Source organism: Nocardia sp. NPDC050412 (assembly GCF_044458825.1).
Taxonomy (GTDB): domain Bacteria; phylum Actinomycetota; class Actinomycetes; order Mycobacteriales; family Mycobacteriaceae; genus Nocardia.
Map to the genome: position 1 here is coordinate 36,144 of NZ_JBITIJ010000008.1, position 18,050 is coordinate 54,193.

Genomic DNA, 18,050 nt, shown 5'->3' on the forward strand with positions numbered 1-18,050 from the left:
TCTGCTGCCGACCAGGCAGTAGACCGTCGAGCACATACGAATGCCGTCCCGATCGACGAAACCATCGATTATCGCGCCCTCGCCGCATCTAGTGACCGGGTCCCGGGAGTAGGCCGATCGGGCATAGTCGGGGAATGACCGATAAACGACCGCCGCTTGCCGTCGCACTCGATCTGGAACCGCATCCGGAGGGTGGATGGTATCGGCAAACCTGGCGTAGTGCGGTGGAATTCACGCCGCAGGGGTATCCGGGGCAGCGGGCGAGTGCGACCGGGATCTACTTTTTGCTGATGCCCGGTGAGCGGTCAGCACCGCATACGGTGCGCTCGGATGAGCTGTGGTTGTGGCATCGGGGTGGGCCGCTGGTGCTCGACATCGGGGGCGAGGAGCTTGTCCTCGGGCCCGATGTCGAGCACGGGCAGGTATTGCAGGCCGTGGTGCCGGGCGGGGTCAGTCAGGCCGCGCGGCCGGCAGGTAATGAGTACGTGCTGGTCAGCTGCATAGTCGCGCCGGGATTCGACTTCGCGGATTTCCGACTCGACTGATTCGGCGAGCGGCACACCCGGCTACTCGCGGACTTCCAACACACCCTCGTCGACGGCCCATTTGATCGTCTTCTCCAGTTGCGCACAGGTTTCCGGACGCCCCGGCCCGTGACCCTCCGCGCTCAGTCGGGCGAAAACCGGGCAGCGCGCGGCCGGATTCTCGGTCCACTGCACCGAGGTCTGGTGCGAGGAACTCTTGCGCACCAGCACCTCGCTCTGGCAGGACTGACACCGCAGCGGTGTCAGTCCCTCCTCCAGATAGCGCTGTTTGTCGACGACGGTCTGGGCCTGCACTTCGGCCCGCCGCGCCGGTTGGTCGGCGAAGTCGGGTGCTTTCGCCCAGGTTGGCGCCATCAGACTCCTGCTTCCGCTTCCGTTTCCCGCTTGCGCCGCAGATTCTCGGCGACCTCCGCCTCCCACGCCTCATTCGCCTTGGTGGTATCCACCTCGAATTCGAAGCGCTGGGTCATCTTGTCGGTCACATCGGCCAGATCCACATAGAACTGGTCGTACCAGCGACGCAGCTGGTAGACCGGACCGTCCTCCTCGCACAGCAGCGGATTGTCGACCTTGGACTTGTGCTTCCAGATCTCGACATCCTGCAGGAATCCGACGCTGATGCCTTCGGTCATCTTCGCGGCCAACTTATCGGCCACCTCACCGTCGACGCCCTTCGGCTTCTCCAGCGAGACACCCCACTGCAGCACGAACGAATCCTGCGTCACCGGGTAGTGGCAGTTGATCAGGACGCTCTTCACCTCGTATCCGCTGTAGATATTGACCAGCGGGTTGATCATGTAAGAGGGCCCGAAATACGACGCCTCCGACTTCAGCAGGGTGTCGCCGCCGTACTTGGAGGCCATGCCGATATCGGGACGACCCTTGGTCTCCAGGAACTGGGTGGCGATATGCCCCTCGAAGACATTCTTGAAGTACGTCGGGAAGGCGAAGTGGATATAGAAGAAGTGAGCCATATCCACCACGTTGTCGATGATCTCGCGGCAGTTCGCGCCCTCGATCAGCAGGGAGTTCCAGGTCCATTCGGTCCACCCGCTGTCGAGCTGTTCGCTCGGGTTGCCGTCCGCGTCGGTGTACGGGCCGACGATGTGCGGAATGGTCACCTCCGGCGGCGGCTGGCTGCCCTCGACGTCGTGCCAGACGAACAACTGGCCGTTGCGCTCGAGCGTGGTCCATTTGCGGGTCCGTGCCAGCGGCGGCACGCGCCGCGCATAGGGAATCGCGGTGCATTTGCCACTGGTACCGGACCAGCGCCAGTCGTGGAACGGGCAGGCGATATCGCCGTCCTTGACCTCACCCATGGTCAGGTCGCCACCCATATGCCTGCAGTAGGCGTCCAGCACCCGGAGTTCGTCATTGCTGTCGACCCAGACGACGAGCTTGGTTCCGAACACCTCGACCGCATGCGGCTTGCCGTCGCGGAACGACTTCGCCAATCCGAGGCAATGCCATCCCCGCGCATATCGGGTGGGCGCGGAGCCGACATCGAGCTCGCGGTGCTTACCCACCCCGTCGGCTGCGCCTCCTGCCATCCCCCTTCCCTTCGCACCGCTCCCCTGTGGGGTAACTGCCATCGCGATTCCTCCTCCTTCTGTACTAGAACACGTTACAAAAATGTCGCGTTCCACGCCAGCGATTCCGTCGACCACCTGCGAATCGGTGACGAATGCCCCTTATGGTCACCCGTTCTCGACAGAAATAAGAACCTGTTCTAGTCTCAGAGGCAAATGAGTACCGGTTACCAATCCGACCAGGCAGGAGCAGGTCCCGCGATGACGCAAGAAGTGACCGAACGGGTCGAAGCACTGTTGCCGACGCTGCGCGAGCGCGCGCAGGAGGCCGAGGACCTGCGGCGCATCCCCGACGAATCGATGAAGGCACTGCAGGAGACCGGCTTCTTCCGCCTGCTGCAGCCCAAGCAGTGGGGTGGCCACGCGGCCGACCCAGTCGTGTTCTACGACACGGTTCGCAAGCTCGCCAGCGCGTGCGGCTCCACCGGCTGGGTGGCGGGCATCGTCGGCGTGCACAACTGGCACCTCGCATTGTTCGACCAGCAGGCGCAGGAGGATGTGTGGGGCGAGGACAACGAGGTCCGGATCTCCTCGTCGTACGCTCCGATGGGCGCGGGCACGGTCGTCGACGGCGGCTATCTCGTCAAGGGCGCGTGGGCCTGGTCCTCGGGCTCGGATCACGCTACCTGGGCGGTGCTCGGCGGTCCGGTGATCAAGGACGGTAAGCCGGTCGACTTCGGCAGCTTCCTGATCCCGCGCACCGACTACCGCATCGATGATGTGTGGAATGTGGTCGGCCTGCGCGGCACCGGATCCAATACCGTTGTGGTGGAGGATGTTTTCGTGCCGAAGCATCGGTTCCTGAGTTTCCGGGCGATGAGCGAGCTGAAATCCCCCGGCCTGGAACAGAACACCGACCCGGTGTACAAGATGCCGTGGGGCACAATCCATCCCACGACAATCTCCACACCGATCGTCGGCATGGCCTACGGCGCGTACGCCGCTCATGTCGAGCATCAGGGTAAGCGGGTGCGCGCGGCCTACGCCGGCGAGAAGGCCAAGGACGATCCGTTCACCAAGGTGCGCGTCGCCGAGGCATCCAGCGATATCGATGCGGCTTGGCGTCAGCTGTCGGGCAATGTCGCCGACGAATACGCACTGCTGGCGGCGGGCAAGGAGATTCCATTCGATCTGCGTGTGCGGGCCCGCCGGGACCAGGTGCGCGCGACCGGCCGGGCGATCGCTTCGATCGATAAGCTCTTCGAGGCCTCCGGCGCCACCGCACTCGCGAACGGCACTCCGCTGCAACGCTTCTGGCGTGACGCGCACGCCGGGCGGGTACACGCGGCCAACGATCCCGAGCGCGCCTATGTCATGTACGGCACGCACGAATTCGGGCTTCCGGTTACCGACGGCATGGTCTAGTCGTGGCCGAGCGCAGCGAGGGCACCATGAACACAGCACTAGCAGTCGCAGCGGAACCGAGCGCCGGCGAGGCGCAGCTGTGACTGCGACGACCGAACTCACCTACGAATCGACCTCGCGATACGCGCAGGTGCGGCCCGATCTGCGCCTGCACTATCACGAGGCTGGAGTGGGCAACGGCCCGACGATCGTGCTGCTGCACGGCGGCGGGCCCGGCGCCTCCTCGTGGTCCAACTTCGCCCGCAATATCCCGGTGCTGGCACGCGAGTTCCATGTGCTCGCCGTGGATCAGCCGGGCTTCGGGCTCTCGGATAAGCCCACCGAGCATCCGCAGTATTTCGTGCACAGCGCCTCCGCGCTGAAGGATCTGCTGGATGCGCTGGAGATCACCGGACGCGTGCACCTGCTGGGCAATTCGCTCGGCGGCGGTACCGCGGTGCGCTTCGCGCTGGACTATCCGGGTCGGGCAGGCAAGCTGGTACTGATGGGTCCGGGTGGGTTGAGTGTCAACCTGTTCGCACCGGATCCGACCGAGGGTGTGAAGAACCTCGCGAAGTTCAATTATGAGCCGACCAGGGCGAACCTGGAGGCATTCTTGCGGATCATGGTCTTCGATCAGTCGCTGATCACCGACGAACTGATCGATGAGCGCTTCGCCTCGGCGAGCACGCCCGAGGCGCTGGCCGCGACCAGGGCGATGGGAAAGTCCTTCGCCGGAGCCGATTTCGAGCAGGGCATGATCTGGCGCGACGCCTATAAGCTGCGCCAGCCGGTGCTGCTCATCTGGGGCCGGGAAGATCGGGTGAATCCACTCGACGGCGCACTGGTCGCGACGAAGATGATTCCACGGGTGCAGCTGCACGTCTTCGGCGGTTGCGGGCACTGGGCCCAGCTGGAGAAATTCGACGAATTCAACCGGCTGGCAACGGATTTCCTTGCCGGTGTGAAGGAGAAGTGATGGGCATTCGATCACTGGCGTATCTGCGCATCGAGGCCACCGATATGGCCGCCTGGCGTGAATACGGGCTCAAGGTGCTCGGCATGATCGAGGGCAAGGGCAGCAACCCCGAGGCCCTGTATCTGCGCATGGACGACTTCCCGGCTCGGCTCGTCATCTCGCCGGGCGAGAAGGATCAGCTACAGGTCTCCGGCTGGGAGACGGCCAATGCCGCTGAGCTGCAAGATATTCGGGACCGACTGGACGCCGCCGGAGTGCCGTTCAAGGAGGGCACCGCACAGGAGAAGGCCGATCGCCGGGTCTACGAGTTGATCTCGTTCGAGGATCCCTCGGGCAATACCCTCGAGGCGTTTCACGGTGCGGCACTGGAACATCGGCGCGTGGTCAGCCCATACGGACACCGATTCGTCACGGGCGAACAGGGACTCGGGCATGTGGTGCTCAGTACCTCCGACGATGCGGCGGCGCTGACCTTCTACCGCGATGTGCTCGGCTTCCGGCTGCGCGATTCGATGCGGCTGCCACCGCAGATGGTCGGGCGGCCCGCCGACGGTGAACCGGCCTGGTTACGCTTCTTCGGCTGCAACCCGCGCCACCATTCACTGGCCTTCCTGCCCATGCCCACCCCGAGCGGCATCGTGCACCTGATGCTCGAGGTGGAGGGCTCCGACGACGTCGGGCTCTGCCTGGATCGCGCACTGCGCAAGAAGGTGAAGATGTCGGCGACGCTGGGTCGGCACGTCAACGACAAGATGCTGTCCTTCTATATGAAGACACCGGGCGGATTCGACGTCGAATTCGGTTGTGAAGGTTTGGAAGTCGACGACGCCGACTGGATCGCACGGGAATCCACCGCGGTCAGCCTGTGGGGTCACGACTTCACGGTTGGACAGCGGCAGCCGTGAGCGAGCGGCAGCGACGATGACGACCGACGAATATCCCGCGATCGACGGGCGGCAGTTCCGAAATGTATTGGGGCAGTTCTGCACCGGCATCACGGTGATAACCACCTTCGATACCGACAGCGCCCCGATCGGGTTCGCCTGCCAATCCTTCGCCGCCCTGTCCCTGGACCCGCCCCTGGTGCTGTTCTGCCCGACCAAGACCTCCCGGTCCTGGGCGGCCATCGAACAATCCGGCGGCTTCTGTGTGAACGTCCTTGCCGAGGAACAGCAGCAACTGTGTGCCCGCTTCGGTTCCCGCGAACCCGATAAGTTCGCCGAAACCAACTGGCACACTTCGGACCTGGAGCTCCCGCTCCTGGACGACGCCTTGGCCACCATCCAGTGCAAGGTGGACAGCGTCGTCGACGGCGGCGATCACTACATCGTGATCGGCCGAGTGCTGGCCCTGTCGGAGTCGACCACCTCCGGCAGGCCGCTGTTGTTCTATCGCGGCCAGTACACCGCCATCGAACCGGATAAGACCGTCCCGGCTCCCTGGCGGCACGACCTGGAGCATTTCCTCACCACGACTACGCTGGACACCTGGTTGTAGAAAATATGGCCCCGCCCGGAATCGACCGGGTGGGGCCATATTTCATTCCGCGGCGCGAGTGCTACGGAAGGTTAGAGCGACCACGAAGGTGAGGGCGGCGATGACCACGGCACCGGCGAAGGCGGTGGTAATGCCGCTGACCAGTGCGTGGTGTGCCGAACCTCCGGCATCACGGGCGGCGGTGCCGAAGATGGTGACCAGAATGGCGAGGCCGAGGGAGGCACCGGTCTGCTGCAGCGTCTGCAGCGCGCCGCCCGCGGCACCGGCCTCGGTCGGTGCAACGCTCGACATGATGATCACATTGAGCGGCGAAAAGGCGAGGCCGATACCGCTTCCTATCAGAATCATTGCGATGAACAGCATCGGGAAGTATGCGGTGTCGACCGTCAGCCGGGTCAGCAGGACCAATCCGGCCGCCATCAGCAGCGTGCCGATTACCGTCACCGGTTTCGGACCGAAGCGCGGCAGCAGCCAGGGGATCAGCCGGATCATTGTGAACATCATCAGCGCGGTCGGCATAAATGCGAAACCTGTTGCCAGCGCACTCAATCCGCGCACTTCCTGGAGATACTGGGTGAGGAAGAAGAACATCGACATACCGGCCATCGGACCGAGGAACATATTGGCGTAGGCCGCGGCGCGATTGCGATCGACGAACAGCCGCAGCGGCAGCAGGGGCTGGGCCGTGCGCGCCTCGATGGTCAGAAACGCGGCGATCAGTGCCGCGCCGACAGCCAGCCAGATATCGGTGCCCGCATCGCTCCAGCCGTGTGATGCGGCGCTGATGAAGCCGTAGACCAACGCGGCCACACCGCCCGTCGAGGTGACCGCGCCGGGCAGGTCGAGGCGGGCGGGTTGCCCCCCGGCGGCGCGAGCGTCGGGCGCGGAGGCGGCAGCGGAGCGTAACCACGGAGAGACCCGCGAACGCCGCAAATCCGACCCAGCGTCCGGCAAGTAGCGCAGGGCGAACACTACGACAGCCAGGCCGAAAGGCACATTGATGAACAGCGCCGAGCGCCAGCTCAGCCATTCCGTCAGCAGGCCGCCGACGATGAGACCGATCGCGAAACCCGCACTGGACATGCCGGAGAACAGCGCGAGCACGCGCATCCGGGCCTTGGGTTCACTGAATGTGGTGGTCAGCAGCGCGAGGGTGCTTGGACCGGCCATCGCCCCGCCGATGCCCTGCACAACACGGGCGATGAGCAGCCAGGTGGCCGACGGTGCCAGCCCGCCAGCCAGCGAGGCCAGCGTGAACAGGGCAGTGCCGGCGATGAACAGGTTGCGGCGGCCGAACAGATCGCCCGCGCGGCCGCCGAGCAGCAGCAGACCGCCGAAGACCAGGGTGTAGGCGTTCATCACCCAGGACAGGTTGGTCGCGCTGAAGTGCAGGTCGGTGCGGATGCGCGGCAGCGCCACATTCATCACCGTGATGTCGAGGATGATCATCAATTGGCAGGTCAGCAGCGTGACCAGCACAATGCCGGGTCGCAGCCGACCGGCGCTGGAGATTGCGGGCACACGGGTGTCCGCGGACATGGTGGTGGACAAAGAACGCTCCATCGAATGGGACTCAAACGGAGGGAGCCTCCGCTTCCGATAGAGCTATCATATGGAGGGTTCCTCCACTTACGCAAGCCTATCTGGAGGGTCCTTCCGTTTTCCAGTGGAGGGAATATGGCAGCACCGTCGACAGGACGGCCGATGCGCGCGGACGCACGGCGCAACTATGAGCGGATCGTGACATCCGCTCAGCAGGCATTCGCCGAACAAGGCCCGGACACCCCGCTGGAAGAGATCGCCCGCCGCGCCGGTGTCGGTATCGGCACGCTCTACCGGCACTTTCCGAGCCGCGAGGTGCTGATCGAAGCCGTATACCGTTCCAGCATCGAGCAATTGAGCGCCCGTGCCCACGATCTGCTCGAAACCCATTCTGCCGCCGCGGCTTTCGAAACGTGGCTGCGCGAACAGGTGTACTGGGTGATGGCCAACCGCAGCCTGGCGACCACCATGAAGGCCGGTATGGACAAGGGTTCACCAACCTTCACCCTATGTCGATCGATGATCACCGATGCGGCGGCCGCGCTGCTGCAGGCGGCACAGGATTCGGGCGATATCCGTCGCGATATCGAGCCGCGCGATCTGCTCAGATTCGGCCACGGGATCGGGGTCGCCTGCGAAACGGTGCCCGAGGCCGCCGATCACATGTTGGATGTCACGCTGGACGGTATGCGCGCGCCGAACAGGTGATGGAAAGCCGAGGTGTCGATCCCCATCCCATTCGCATGGGACCAGCCGTTTTCAAGACGGTGACGGACGCCGGTCCGCATGACTTTCCGAGGTGAGGGTGGCGGAAAGACGAGGGCACGATCCCCAAGGCCGTTGGGCCTCGATTCGCTTAGCAAGCGATCCCAGACGCCCGTCTGGTTGACTTTCCCGGTCGTGCGCCCGGTAGGGATCGAACCTACGACCTTCGGATTAAAAGTCCGCAGCTCTACCAGCTGAGCTACGGGCGCATCGCGACCTCGACGGGAATCGAACCCGCGTCGTTCTGATCGACAATCAGAGTGCTCAACCAACAGAGCACGAGGCCAGGGATACCCGTTGAGAGAATTGAACTCCCATCTCCTCCGTATCAGAAAGGCGCTCTCAACCATTGAGCTAAACGGGTGTGACGCAGATCGGAATCGAACCGACGTGGTCCCTGAATGAAAGTCAGGTTGCCCATTCCAGCAGAGCAACTGCGCCGGAAATGAAGAAGGGCCGCTCCCCGGCATTCGCCCGGTGCGACCCTGTGACACTAGAGATCCATGTCATGGGCCGCACGCTGTATCGGACCGAATACTCTGGGACAGAGCACTTTCCAGGGCAGCATCGAACGAGCGCGTGCGCTCCTCGAATTTCGCCTTGGTGGTCATTACCGGGTCCTTCCCCTGAACTGCGATGTACTCAAGGTAGGCACGCCCCCACACGATCGCAACCGAATTAAATCGGCACCTCGAACCCTGAATCGGCTGTCGCACACGCATGGCCAGCACGCACAGGTTGCAGAGGCGGTTGCCGAATGCGCCGCCGGGCCGTCATTCCGTCACATCATCGCCACACTCGGGCGATCAAATCACTTCCGGCTGAGCATGATTGCGGGGCGGCCGTTGAAATAGCGGCACGACTTGTGTCAGGCCGAAATCCGCCACAATCGGCAACAGGCACTGCGCAGCTGGATATGCGAGGGACGCACCAGGCATGCGACGACGGGACGAGGTGCTGATGGTGGTGTGCGGCCAGCGGACTGGTGCTGATCGAATCGCAGCTGACACCGAGTGCATTATGGGAGCGATGTGCAGGAGGCGCTGTCCGGCAATTCCTCTGCGAGGAACACGGTTTGGGCCATCATCTTGAAGCCGGACATCTGTTCGCGGAAGACTTCGATGGACTCTTCGGGGTGGACCGAGTCGATGACGGCATGCGGGCCGATGGCGTTGAACTGATGGCTCACGCCGCGAGGGATCTGCATATCGACGAAGGAGCACGGCGGGACGACCAAGTTGTATCTGGTGCGATGCAGGCTCGGTGGTGTGTCGGGAAGGTCGTCCTCGAATTGCTCAGGCGCGAAGGGCGTAACGCCTTCGACATCGGTCACCCGGAATGGCGAGAGGCTGCTCACCCGAATATTGGTGTCCGGACCGGTCATCATGCGCACGAAGCGCAGGCCGGTGTGCAGATGCATGCGCGAGCAAATGCCGCGCTCCTCGGCATTGTAGAAATCCATGATGTATCGGTCGGCGAAGAAGCCGTCGAAGGGCGACTCGATCATGTAGACGTCGCCCTCTTCGAAAGTCTGGGAACGGATGATGCCATCCGCATCGGGTGTGGTCGCGCCGCGACTGGCCTTCGCATTCCGGACTATCTGGGCGAAGGCCGCCACGACCACCGCGGCGACCTCCGGCGGGAACTGCGCGACGGGCGTGACGACATTGCGTCCCGCGTCGACGAATTCCGCCAGGTCGTGGATCTCGTTCTCATCGTCCGCGTGGTGCTTGATTCGGGGATCGGACATGCGGCTCCTATTCCAACGTACTCAGGGCCCGACTTCGAAGGACCGCAACCACAGTTCCAACGACAGCACCAGCCACAATTTCCCGCCCTGCCGCGGCAGCAGCGCACCGTCGCCCCGCAGCCATGAGCGGATGGTGTCCTCGCGGAACAGGCCGCGCGCCCGGGCGGACGAGCCGAGCAGCAGATCGTGGCCGAGTTCGCGCAGTGGACCGGAGAGCCACTGCTGCACCGGCACTCGCATACCGCTCTTCGGGCGGTCCACGATGGTTGCCGGAAGTAGATCGCGCACTGCCTGTTTGAGGATCCACTTCTCACTGGTACCGGCGAGCTTGAACCGGCCTGGTACGCGAAAGGCACAGTCGATGACGGCGCGGTCGAACAGCGGCGCGCGGCCCTCCAAACCGCTTGCGGCGGTGAGTCGTTCGACCTTGGTGAGAATGTGATGTGCGCCTTTGGTGCGCAGGTTGGTGTGCAGCAGTTGGTTCAGCAGGCTGGTCATCCGGCCCTGGCGTAGGTAGGGCGAGAGCAGATCGGTCAGTGGTGGGGCGCCGGCCAGTGCTGTCAGAACGTCGGGGCTCAGTAGTACCGGCAGGTCGCCGTAGCACTTGCGGTAGCTGTCCAGATAGGCCAGTGCTCTGGCGTCCGGAGATGGGTCGTCACGGGATAATTCGAAGATGAGCATCGGCAGGTTTTTCGGGCCGCCGAAGACCGGATCGCCACCCTCACCGTTGAGGGCAACCCGGATGCCGTCTGCGGCAACGGCTTCCGCGAGCATCAGGTTGGGCACGGTGAGTGGGTCGCCGACCGGACAATCGAGAAGCGAGACAGTCTCCGCCAGTCGCGACGCGATCGTTTCGCCGGGCACCGTGAGCACGCGGTGTTCGATATTGCAGTGTGCGGCAACGAGTCCAGAGTATGCGAGTTCGTTCGGGGTGGTCCCACCGAAGCTGATGGAATACGAGCGCACGCGCTGATCGTGCAGTTCGGCGGCCAGTGCGGTGACCAGGCTGCTGTCGATGCCGCCGGAGAGCAGCACTGCGACCTCGTCGCCCGCAGGCAGTCTTCGAGCGACAGCGTCCTCGAGCAGTTCACGGAGTTCGAGTGCGTGGTCGGCGGCGGCTCGGGTGTCGTCGACTTCGACTGGCTCCCAGTAGGTTTCCTCGATCATCGAGCCGTCGCCGCGCAAACGAACACAGCGTCCCGGTAGGACCTCGTGGATGCCGCGCAACAGGGTCTCGCGTCCCGGTAGGTAGGCGAAGGTGAGGAACGAACGAACCGCCGGCAGATGTAGACCCGTCCGCAGTGTGGGCCATCGGTGCAATGCGCGAAGCGATGTGGACGCCGCCCAGCCATTGCCTGCGCGTGCATGGAAGAGCGTGCGGGTGCCGACGTGATCGCGGATCAGTACCAGATCGTCGCCGTCGGCGATGGCGAGTGCGAACATCCCGTCGGCGGCGGCGATGCCGTCGAGTCCGAACCGGGCATAGCAGTGCAACAGCAGTTCACCGGCTGTGCAGTCCGGCGGCACGTCGGCGCCGAGTCGGGCGCGCAGCCGCGCCGCGTTGAACAGCGTGACCTCGCCGACCGCCGTCAGCTCACCCACAGTGAACGGACCTGCGGCAATGCCCGGGCCATCGAGCAATCCCAGCGCATGACGACCGGTCACCGACACCGGATCGCCGCCGACCACCCGAACCTGACCGGCCGGATCGTTCGGCGTCGAGAATGCACACCAACGAGACATCGTTACCTTCAGCCGAAATCGCCGCCGTCGTCCCCACCGTCATCGTCCCAACCGCCGTAATCGCTGTCCCCGTCGCTGGAACCGGACGACTGCGCGGCCGCTTCTCGGCGCAGCTGCTCCTCTTCCTCGGCGCTCAGCGAACTCGGCGGCATGATCAATGCGCCGAGCAGCGCACCGCCCGCCACGGCGGCGAGAATGCCGCCGAGCCGACCACCGAACGAAGACCGATTGACGGTCAACACCCCATCACCCCACAGTGTCCGCCCGAACCCCGCCTCCCTGCCGTAAACCACGGATCCGTTGTGGTACACGCGCTTAACGATCTTCGGCCCGAGCCCCTCATCGGTCCCCGAGTTCCCCCGATCATCGCGCCAGGAGACCACCCCCTGCGCACCACGCGTCCGCCACTCCTGACGCCCATCGGCATACCGTCGATGCACAGACCCATCAGCAAGCAACTCATCGGTATACGTAATCTGCCGATGCTCCGGCACAGCAATTCCCTTTCATGCAGCGGGCCAAGTCGATAAGCCCGCTTCCCGGGCACAGCACAGTTCGGCCAAGTGTTCGCGGCGCACGCCTCGCGAACCAGGTGGCGCACAGCAGCGACGCCGGATGGACGGCGCACCTTCCGCGCGCAGCGGGTCGCTCCGACCGGTTCGAAATGGCAAACTTCTATGACGAAGCAGTGCATTGTGCGTAGCAGCGAGACCGGGCCGACCGCATCCAGTTCGGTGCCGCGACCACACCGCAGCCAGGCGCTCCCAGAAATCGACTTCCAGGCGCAGCGCAGTGCGGTCGAGCGTTCGCGGCGCATGCCTCGCGAACCAGACCGCGCACCACACGAAACAGGCCGCAGGGCATCCAGTTCGATCCCGCGACCATACGGCAACCAGAAGCTCCCCGAGTTCGACCGGCACTGCGCGCGGCTGCGCCACAATGCTGAGCGTCCTCATGCGGCGGGCCAGCTCATGAACCCCGTGGTTCGGCCGCGGCGCAGTTCGGGCAGGCCGGTTCGGGGTGGGCGCACCTCGCGGACAAGGCGGTACTTGATGCCTAGCAGCAAGCCGGGCCGATCCCATCCAGTTCGATGCAGCAGCCAGGCGCTCCCAGCAATCGACCTCGGTCACCACTGCACGCGGCTGCTGCATGGCGCTGCGGGACCTCATGCGGCGGGCCAGGTCATGAAGCCCGTGGTTCGGGCGCGACGCAGTTCGGGCAGGCCGGTTCGGGGTGGGCGCACCTCGCGGACAAGGCGGTGCACGGTGCGCAGCAGTGATGCCGGGCGCACCGCTTCGACCTCGACGAACCGGCCGCGGCTCAGCCATGCGCGTTCCCATGAGTCCAGTCGCGCTGCCTGAGCATGCGGCACCAGGTTCGGGCGCGGCTCATCGCGCGGATCCACCTGTGCCGCCGCAACACTCGACTCGAGGCCATGCAAATCTGCAGGCTCCCGCGAATCCGTGTGCGCGGCCAGAGCATGCGGTACCGGGAACGGCTCATCGCCCTCGTACGGATCCACGTGCGTTACTCGAACACGCGATGCCGGGTCGTGGTGCAATTCTTCGCGTTCGCTCGATTCGTCCTGCGCCGTCTCGACACCCGACTCGAGGTCGAGGAAATCTTCATGCGCGGTCTGAGCACTCGACTCTGAGCGGTGAAACTCTTCGCGCTCCCACAGATCGACCTGCGCCGCAACCGCACTCGGTATCGAGCTACGGAGGTGGGTCAGGTGGAGTGTGCCCGCTTGACGGGGGCGCAGACCCAAGGGAACGACTCGCACTCCATCCGGGATCTCGGTCAGATCCGCTAGCCGTACTGGGAAGGTGAGGCCGTGCGGGCTCGCGTCGTGCAGGAGATAGATGGTGCCGTCCACTCGGGCGAGCATTTGGGCGATGCCGGGGTCGAGGGGGAGTTCGGACGTGCTGCGGACCGGGCAGGCGGATTCCATGGGTAATCCGTTGGCGCGCAGCATTTGTGCGATTGCATCGGACTCACAGACGAGTAGGCGGGGCAGGCCGTAGTCGAAAAGGTCGGGTTCGGGGGTGTGGAGTCCGGCGCGGGTGGTTCGGGGTGGGGTGGGGGTCAGTAGGCCCGGGAACTCTTGGTGGTCGAGGGCGGCGCGGAAGGTGGTGTAGCTGAGTGGCGCGGGGACTGTGCAGGCGAACCGAGCGGGCGCTCGATGCATCGGCGTGAGTAGGCGACAGACCTCGTAGTAGAGCTGACGCTCGGTGAACCGGATGCCGCTCGGGGCGGCAGCGCGTTCGGCCGCGACGCGGAGTAGCCGATCGAGCATGTGCTGCCTCACCGGGTGGGCCACGTGAGGAAACCTACCTCGCGGGCGCGGCGGCGATCCGGATCGGCCGCATCCTCGATCCGCTCGACCGCTCGTTCCAACACGGTGAGCAGCTTCGCGGGTGGAATCGCGGCAATCGGCGACCACCACCCCTCGGCGAGCCATTCGATCTCCGCCGCCGACAACGGTTCCCCCTGTAGAAATGCGGTGTCCTGCGGCTGTGGCTCCCGCAACCGCAGCGCCGAAGCATTGCCCGATACCGCCCGCGGCGACAGGCCGACCACCACGGCCCGGCTACCGAGTGCGACGCGCGCCTTCCCGGCCAGCGCAATGCCGGGCAGGCTGGCATCGTGCAGCACGATCACCGGCACATTCGGGGGCAGCTGATCGATGCGGTCGGTCAGCGCCATCGACCAGGTCTGCGCCACGTTGTTGGCGGCAAGGCAGGCGAGCACGCTGCGATCCGGGCACAACACCGCGAATCGAGGCCGGTCCACGGCCGGTGGCCGCGCCAGCCCCTCGTCGACCGAGCCGGGCGGCAGGCCACCGTAGATCGGCAGCCACCGACCGACCACCTCTCGACGAAAGATCTCGTAGGACACCGGCATTCGCACTGTGGCCCGGCGCAGGAACCACGGGCGTGCCGCCCCGATTCCGACGATGGTCAGCGCCGAAATCAGCGCGCCGAGCGGAATTACCACCCCGGGCGGTGCCGCGCCGCTCACCATCAGGAAAAAGGCGACCACCACGATGGCCACCCCCACTCCGATACGCACCCGCTCGAACACGCGCGCCACATCCGGAACCTTCTTGCGTCCGGCCGCATACCAGAGCTGCACCAGCGTGTACCGCAGTCCGCGCCCGTCACCGAACCGCTCGGCGAGCTTGCGGATCCGGATATCGTGCAGCCCGAGCGGACTTTCCTTCGGTTCGAGCGCGAATGCCCGCTTACACGTCGAACAGCGCCGACCGCCGCGCTCCTTGCGCAACAGGTTGGCATTGCAATGCGGACAGATCACGATTCATGATCGCCGATTCCCCTACCCATCCGCGACCCCCGAATTCGAATGTTCACCTGCCGCATATCCAGTGGGTCCTCGCAGAACCGATAGAGCCTGTTGCCGAATACACCCAACGTGCGATCGCGCCGTCACAGCGACGGACCAGATCGAACGGGTCGAGCCGCTGCCCGTAAACGCGAAAGGCCGCGACCGAACCGGTCGCGGCCTTCGCGGAGAACTATCAGGCGGACACAGACGCCTCCCGCTGAAGTTCGAGCGCGATATCGATCAGCTGATCCTCTTGGCCGCCAACGAGTTTGCGCTTGCCCGCACGCACCAGCATTTCAGCCGCCGAAACCCCATAACGCTCGGCCTGACGCTCGGCATGCTTCAGGAAGCTGGAGTACACACCCGCATAGCCCATCATCAGAGACTGGCGGTCCAGCAGACATTCCTGCGGCATGACAGGCCGCACCACATCCTCGGCAGCATCGGCGATCGCGAAGAAATCGATACCGGTCTTGACACCGAGCTTGTCGCAGACACCGACGAACGCCTCGACCGGCGTATTACCGGCACCTGCACCGAATCGCCTTGCGCTGCCGTCGATTTGCTTCGCACCGGCACGAACCGCATAGATCGAGTTGGCGACCGCCAGATCCAGGTTCTCGTGCCCGTGGAAGCCGACCTGGGCGTCCTCACCGAGTTCCGCGACCAGCGCCGCCACCCGGTCCGAAACCTGTTCGAGCACAAGCGCACCCGCGGAGTCCACCACGTAGACGCACTGGCATCCGGCATCGGCCATGATGCGCGCCTGCTTGGCCAGCGCCTCCGGCGGCTGGGTATGCGACATCATCAGGAAGCCGACGGTTTCCAGACCCAGCTCGCGTGCGAGCCCGAAGTGCTGGATCGATACGTCCGCCTCGGTGCAGTGCGTGGCGATGCGGCAGATCGACGCACCGTTGTCCTGCGAGATCTTGATGTCCTCCTTGACGCCCACGCCGGGCAGCATGAGCACCGCGATCTTGGCTTGCTTCGCCGTTTCCGCGGCAATCTTGACCAGTTCCTGCTCGGGAGTGTGTGAGAAGCCGTAGTTGAACGACGAGCCGCCCAGGCCGTCGCCGTGTGTCACCTCGATGACCGGCACACCGGCGCCATCGAGCGCGGTCACGATATTGCGCACATCGTCGGCGGTGAACTGGTGGCGCTTGTGATGCGAACCGTCACGCAGCGACGTATCGGTGACGCGGATGTCGAGTTCTGCGGAATATGCCATGGTTGAGCTCCTTTACACCCGGGCCGACAGAATCTGCTGTGCCATGACCTCGCCGACCTGGGTGGCGGCTGCGGTCATGATGTCGAGGTTGCCCGCGTACGGCGGCAGGAAATCGCCCGCACCCTCGACCTCGACGAAGACCGAAACCTTCGCCATTCCACCGGAAACCACTGACGGCGGGTCGAATTGCGGGTCGTTCAGCACCCGGTAGCCGGGCACGTACTTCTGGATATCGGCGACCATCCGATGGACGGAATCCGCGATCACATCGGTATCGGCATCCTCGGGAATGGCGCAGAAGATGGTGTCGCGCATGATCATCGGCGGTTCGGCCGGGTTCAGAATGATGATGGCCTTACCGCGCTGCGCACCACCGATGGTCTCCACACCACGCGAGGTGGTCTTGGTGAATTCATCGATATTGGCGCGGGTGCCCGGTCCGGCGGACACCGACGATACCGACGCGACGATTTCGGCGTAGGCCACCGGCACCACGCGCGAAACCGCAGCGACGATCGGAATGGTGGCCTGACCACCGCAGGTGATCATATTGACGTTCGGCGCATCGAGATTCGCCCCGACCAGATTCACCGGCGGCACCACGGCGGGCCCGACCGCGGCGGGTGTGAGATCGACTGCGCGAATTCCGGCCTCGGCGTACTTCGGCGCGGCCGCCCGATGCACATACGCCGAGGTCGCCTCGAATACCAGATCCGGCAGTTCCGACTGCGCGAGCAACCAGTCCACGCCCTCGTGCGAGGTTTCCAGCCCGAGCCCGCGGGCGCGCTTCAACCCCTCGCTCTCCGGGTCGATTCCGATCATCCACTTCGGTTCCACGGTGGTGGAGCGCAGCAGTTTGTACAGCAGATCGGTGCTGATATTGCCGGATCCGACGATCGCGGCGGTGACGGTCCCCGTTTCGGACACGGCAAGCCTCCTATTTGAATTGCAAACGGACAGAACCGAGTCCGACGAACTCGGCGTGGAACGAATCACCCGCGCGGGCATCGATGGCACGGGTGCAGGAACCGGGCAGCACAATGTCGCCCGCCTGCAACCGCACCCCGAAACTGGCGACCTTGCGCGCCAACCAGGCCACCGCGATCACCGGATCGCCGAGCACCGCATCGCTGCGGCCCTGCGCGACCACCTCACCATTTCGGGTGAGCACGGCGTCAATGGCCCTGATATCCAGGTCTTTCGGCGCGACTCGCGCCGCACCCAGCACGAAACCGGCCGAGGATGCGTTATCGGAAATGGTGTCGGCCAGCCCGATCTTCCAATCCTTGATCCGCGAATCGATCAGCTCGATGGACGGCGCATAGGCGACCGTCGCGGCGAGCACATCGGCCTCGGTGCAATCTTCGCCGGGCAGATCCGCGCCGAGGATAAAACCGACCTCGACCTCGACTCGCGGAATCAGATAGCGCGAGGTCTCGACCGGAACATCCTCGAAGACCTCCATATCCGCGAGCAGATGACCGTAATCGGGTTCATCCACACCCATCATCTGCTGCATGGCCAGCGATGACAGTCCGACCTTGTGCCCGACCACCTTCGCGCCGTTATCGAGTTTGCGCCGGATATTGATCAGCTGGATCTCGTAGGCGTCGACGACATCGATATCCGGATGCCTGGCGATCAGCGGGTCGATGCCGACCCGATCGCGCTCGGCGGCCTCGAGTTCATCGGCCAATTCGATTCGTACCGCGTCGGACAGCAC

At 64.5% G+C, this 18,050-nt stretch carries 17 protein-coding genes and 4 tRNA genes; 6 read left to right on the forward strand and 15 right to left on the reverse strand.

Annotated features, from left to right (window positions below; genetic code table 11):
- Window positions 1–134: 134 nt before the first annotated feature.
- On the forward strand, window positions 135–545 hold the full coding sequence (locus ACIBI6_RS22930; RefSeq protein ID WP_396957658.1) for a cupin domain-containing protein: 411 nt from the start codon (window positions 135–137) through the stop codon (window positions 543–545).
- Between the two features lie 21 nt (window positions 546–566).
- On the opposite strand, the gene ACIBI6_RS22935 is transcribed toward ACIBI6_RS22930, so the two are convergent.
- Window positions 567–899, reverse strand: a complete 333-nt coding sequence (locus tag ACIBI6_RS22935; protein WP_396957660.1) for a hypothetical protein — start codon at window positions 897–899, stop codon at window positions 567–569.
- Window positions 899–2,095, reverse strand: a complete 1,197-nt coding sequence (locus ACIBI6_RS22940; protein WP_396957662.1) for a Rieske 2Fe-2S domain-containing protein — start codon at window positions 2,093–2,095, stop codon at window positions 899–901. Before ACIBI6_RS22940 ends, ACIBI6_RS22935 begins: the two co-directional genes overlap by 1 nt.
- 240 nt (window positions 2,096–2,335) lie before the next feature.
- Here ACIBI6_RS22940 and hsaA point away from each other — a divergent pair, with 240 nt between their 5' ends.
- The 4 genes from hsaA to hsaB all read left to right on the forward strand — a co-directional run bounded on the left by hsaA (window position 2,336) and on the right by hsaB (window position 5,954).
- Entirely contained in the window at window positions 2,336–3,499 is a 1,164-nt protein-coding gene (hsaA, locus tag ACIBI6_RS22945) for a 3-hydroxy-9,10-secoandrosta-1,3,5(10)-triene-9,17-dione monooxygenase oxygenase subunit (protein WP_364357479.1), read from the forward strand.
- A 79-nt stretch (window positions 3,500–3,578) separates the two neighbouring features.
- Window positions 3,579–4,457 (forward strand): 4,5:9,10-diseco-3-hydroxy-5,9,17-trioxoandrosta-1(10),2-diene-4-oate hydrolase, encoded by an 879-nt coding sequence (gene hsaD / locus ACIBI6_RS22950; protein ID WP_364357482.1) that lies wholly within the window; start codon window positions 3,579–3,581, stop codon window positions 4,455–4,457.
- Entirely contained in the window at window positions 4,457–5,362 is a 906-nt protein-coding gene (gene hsaC / locus ACIBI6_RS22955; RefSeq protein ID WP_364357485.1) for an iron-dependent extradiol dioxygenase HsaC, read from the forward strand. The genes hsaD and hsaC overlap by 1 nt, the downstream gene beginning before the upstream one ends.
- Window positions 5,363–5,378: 16 nt before the next feature.
- Complete coding sequence (gene hsaB / locus ACIBI6_RS22960; protein WP_364357489.1) at window positions 5,379–5,954, forward strand: 3-hydroxy-9,10-secoandrosta-1,3,5(10)-triene-9,17-dione monooxygenase reductase subunit; 576 nt, start codon at window positions 5,379–5,381, stop codon at window positions 5,952–5,954.
- A gap of 42 nt (window positions 5,955–5,996) precedes the next feature.
- On the opposite strand, the gene ACIBI6_RS22965 is transcribed toward hsaB, so the two are convergent.
- On the reverse strand, window positions 5,997–7,505 hold the full coding sequence (locus tag ACIBI6_RS22965) for an MFS transporter (protein WP_364357492.1): 1,509 nt from the start codon (window positions 7,503–7,505) through the stop codon (window positions 5,997–5,999).
- Between the two features lie 126 nt (window positions 7,506–7,631).
- Here ACIBI6_RS22965 and ACIBI6_RS22970 point away from each other — a divergent pair, with 126 nt between their 5' ends.
- Window positions 7,632–8,204, forward strand: a complete 573-nt coding sequence (locus tag ACIBI6_RS22970) for a TetR family transcriptional regulator (protein ID WP_364357495.1) — start codon at window positions 7,632–7,634, stop codon at window positions 8,202–8,204.
- A 193-nt stretch (window positions 8,205–8,397) separates the two neighbouring features.
- Here ACIBI6_RS22970 and ACIBI6_RS22975 read toward each other — a convergent pair.
- From ACIBI6_RS22975 to ACIBI6_RS23030, 12 genes are all read right to left on the reverse strand, one after another.
- A tRNA-Lys gene (locus ACIBI6_RS22975) sits at window positions 8,398–8,470 on the reverse strand.
- A gap of 4 nt (window positions 8,471–8,474) precedes the next feature.
- Window positions 8,475–8,547: transfer RNA gene (locus ACIBI6_RS22980), tRNA-Asp, on the reverse strand.
- A 5-nt stretch (window positions 8,548–8,552) separates the two neighbouring features.
- Window positions 8,553–8,625 (reverse strand) — tRNA-Ile (locus ACIBI6_RS22985).
- A gap of 1 nt (window position 8,626) precedes the next feature.
- Window positions 8,627–8,702 (reverse strand) — tRNA-Glu (locus tag ACIBI6_RS22990).
- A 577-nt stretch (window positions 8,703–9,279) separates the two neighbouring features.
- Window positions 9,280–10,011: a hypothetical protein gene (locus tag ACIBI6_RS22995; protein ID WP_396957667.1), complete on the reverse strand. Its 732-nt coding sequence runs from the start codon at window positions 10,009–10,011 to the stop codon at window positions 9,280–9,282.
- A gap of 21 nt (window positions 10,012–10,032) precedes the next feature.
- Window positions 10,033–11,754, reverse strand: coding sequence for an asparagine synthetase B family protein (locus tag ACIBI6_RS23000; RefSeq protein ID WP_396957669.1), 1,722 nt, complete (start codon window positions 11,752–11,754; stop codon window positions 10,033–10,035).
- A gap of 8 nt (window positions 11,755–11,762) precedes the next feature.
- Window positions 11,763–12,248 carry a hypothetical protein gene (locus tag ACIBI6_RS23005; RefSeq protein WP_396957671.1) on the reverse strand — a complete coding sequence of 162 codons (486 nt, stop codon included), beginning with the start codon at window positions 12,246–12,248 and terminating at the stop codon, window positions 11,763–11,765.
- Window positions 12,249–12,919: 671 nt separating this feature from the next.
- A complete protein-coding gene (locus tag ACIBI6_RS23010) occupies window positions 12,920–14,074 on the reverse strand; it encodes a hypothetical protein (protein WP_396957673.1) in 1,155 nt (384 codons plus the stop codon).
- A complete protein-coding gene (locus tag ACIBI6_RS23015; RefSeq protein ID WP_396957675.1) occupies window positions 14,059–15,069 on the reverse strand; it encodes a hypothetical protein in 1,011 nt (336 codons plus the stop codon). The genes ACIBI6_RS23010 and ACIBI6_RS23015 overlap by 16 nt, the downstream gene beginning before the upstream one ends.
- 223 nt (window positions 15,070–15,292) lie before the next feature.
- Window positions 15,293–16,327 carry a 4-hydroxy-2-oxovalerate aldolase gene (gene dmpG, locus ACIBI6_RS23020; RefSeq protein WP_364357498.1) on the reverse strand — a complete coding sequence of 345 codons (1,035 nt, stop codon included), beginning with the start codon at window positions 16,325–16,327 and terminating at the stop codon, window positions 15,293–15,295.
- A gap of 12 nt (window positions 16,328–16,339) precedes the next feature.
- Window positions 16,340–17,254: an acetaldehyde dehydrogenase (acetylating) gene (locus ACIBI6_RS23025; protein WP_396957677.1), complete on the reverse strand. Its 915-nt coding sequence runs from the start codon at window positions 17,252–17,254 to the stop codon at window positions 16,340–16,342.
- Between the two features lie 10 nt (window positions 17,255–17,264).
- Entirely contained in the window at window positions 17,265–18,050 is a 786-nt protein-coding gene (locus ACIBI6_RS23030; protein ID WP_364357504.1) for a 2-keto-4-pentenoate hydratase, read from the reverse strand.

Bases quoted from the DNA above. Each gene is read 5' to 3' on its own strand.
- ACIBI6_RS23000 (WP_396957669.1), bottom strand. From the start codon at position 11,754: ATGTCTCGTTGGTGTGCATTCTCGACGCCGAACGATCCGGCCGGTCAG.
- ACIBI6_RS22970 (WP_364357495.1), top strand. From the start codon at position 7,632: ATGGCAGCACCGTCGACAGGACGGCCGATGCGCGCGGACGCACGGCGC.
- hsaB (WP_364357489.1), top strand. From the start codon at position 5,379: ATGACGACCGACGAATATCCCGCGATCGACGGGCGGCAGTTCCGAAAT.
- ACIBI6_RS22995 (WP_396957667.1), bottom strand. From the start codon at position 10,011: ATGTCCGATCCCCGAATCAAGCACCACGCGGACGATGAGAACGAGATC.
- ACIBI6_RS22930 (WP_396957658.1), top strand. From the start codon at position 135: ATGACCGATAAACGACCGCCGCTTGCCGTCGCACTCGATCTGGAACCG.
- ACIBI6_RS22940 (WP_396957662.1), bottom strand. From the start codon at position 2,095: ATGGCAGGAGGCGCAGCCGACGGGGTGGGTAAGCACCGCGAGCTCGAT.
- ACIBI6_RS22935 (WP_396957660.1), bottom strand. From the start codon at position 899: ATGGCGCCAACCTGGGCGAAAGCACCCGACTTCGCCGACCAACCGGCG.
- hsaC (WP_364357485.1), top strand. From the start codon at position 4,457: ATGGGCATTCGATCACTGGCGTATCTGCGCATCGAGGCCACCGATATG.
- dmpG (WP_364357498.1), bottom strand. From the start codon at position 16,327: ATGGCATATTCCGCAGAACTCGACATCCGCGTCACCGATACGTCGCTG.
- hsaA (WP_364357479.1), top strand. From the start codon at position 2,336: ATGACGCAAGAAGTGACCGAACGGGTCGAAGCACTGTTGCCGACGCTG.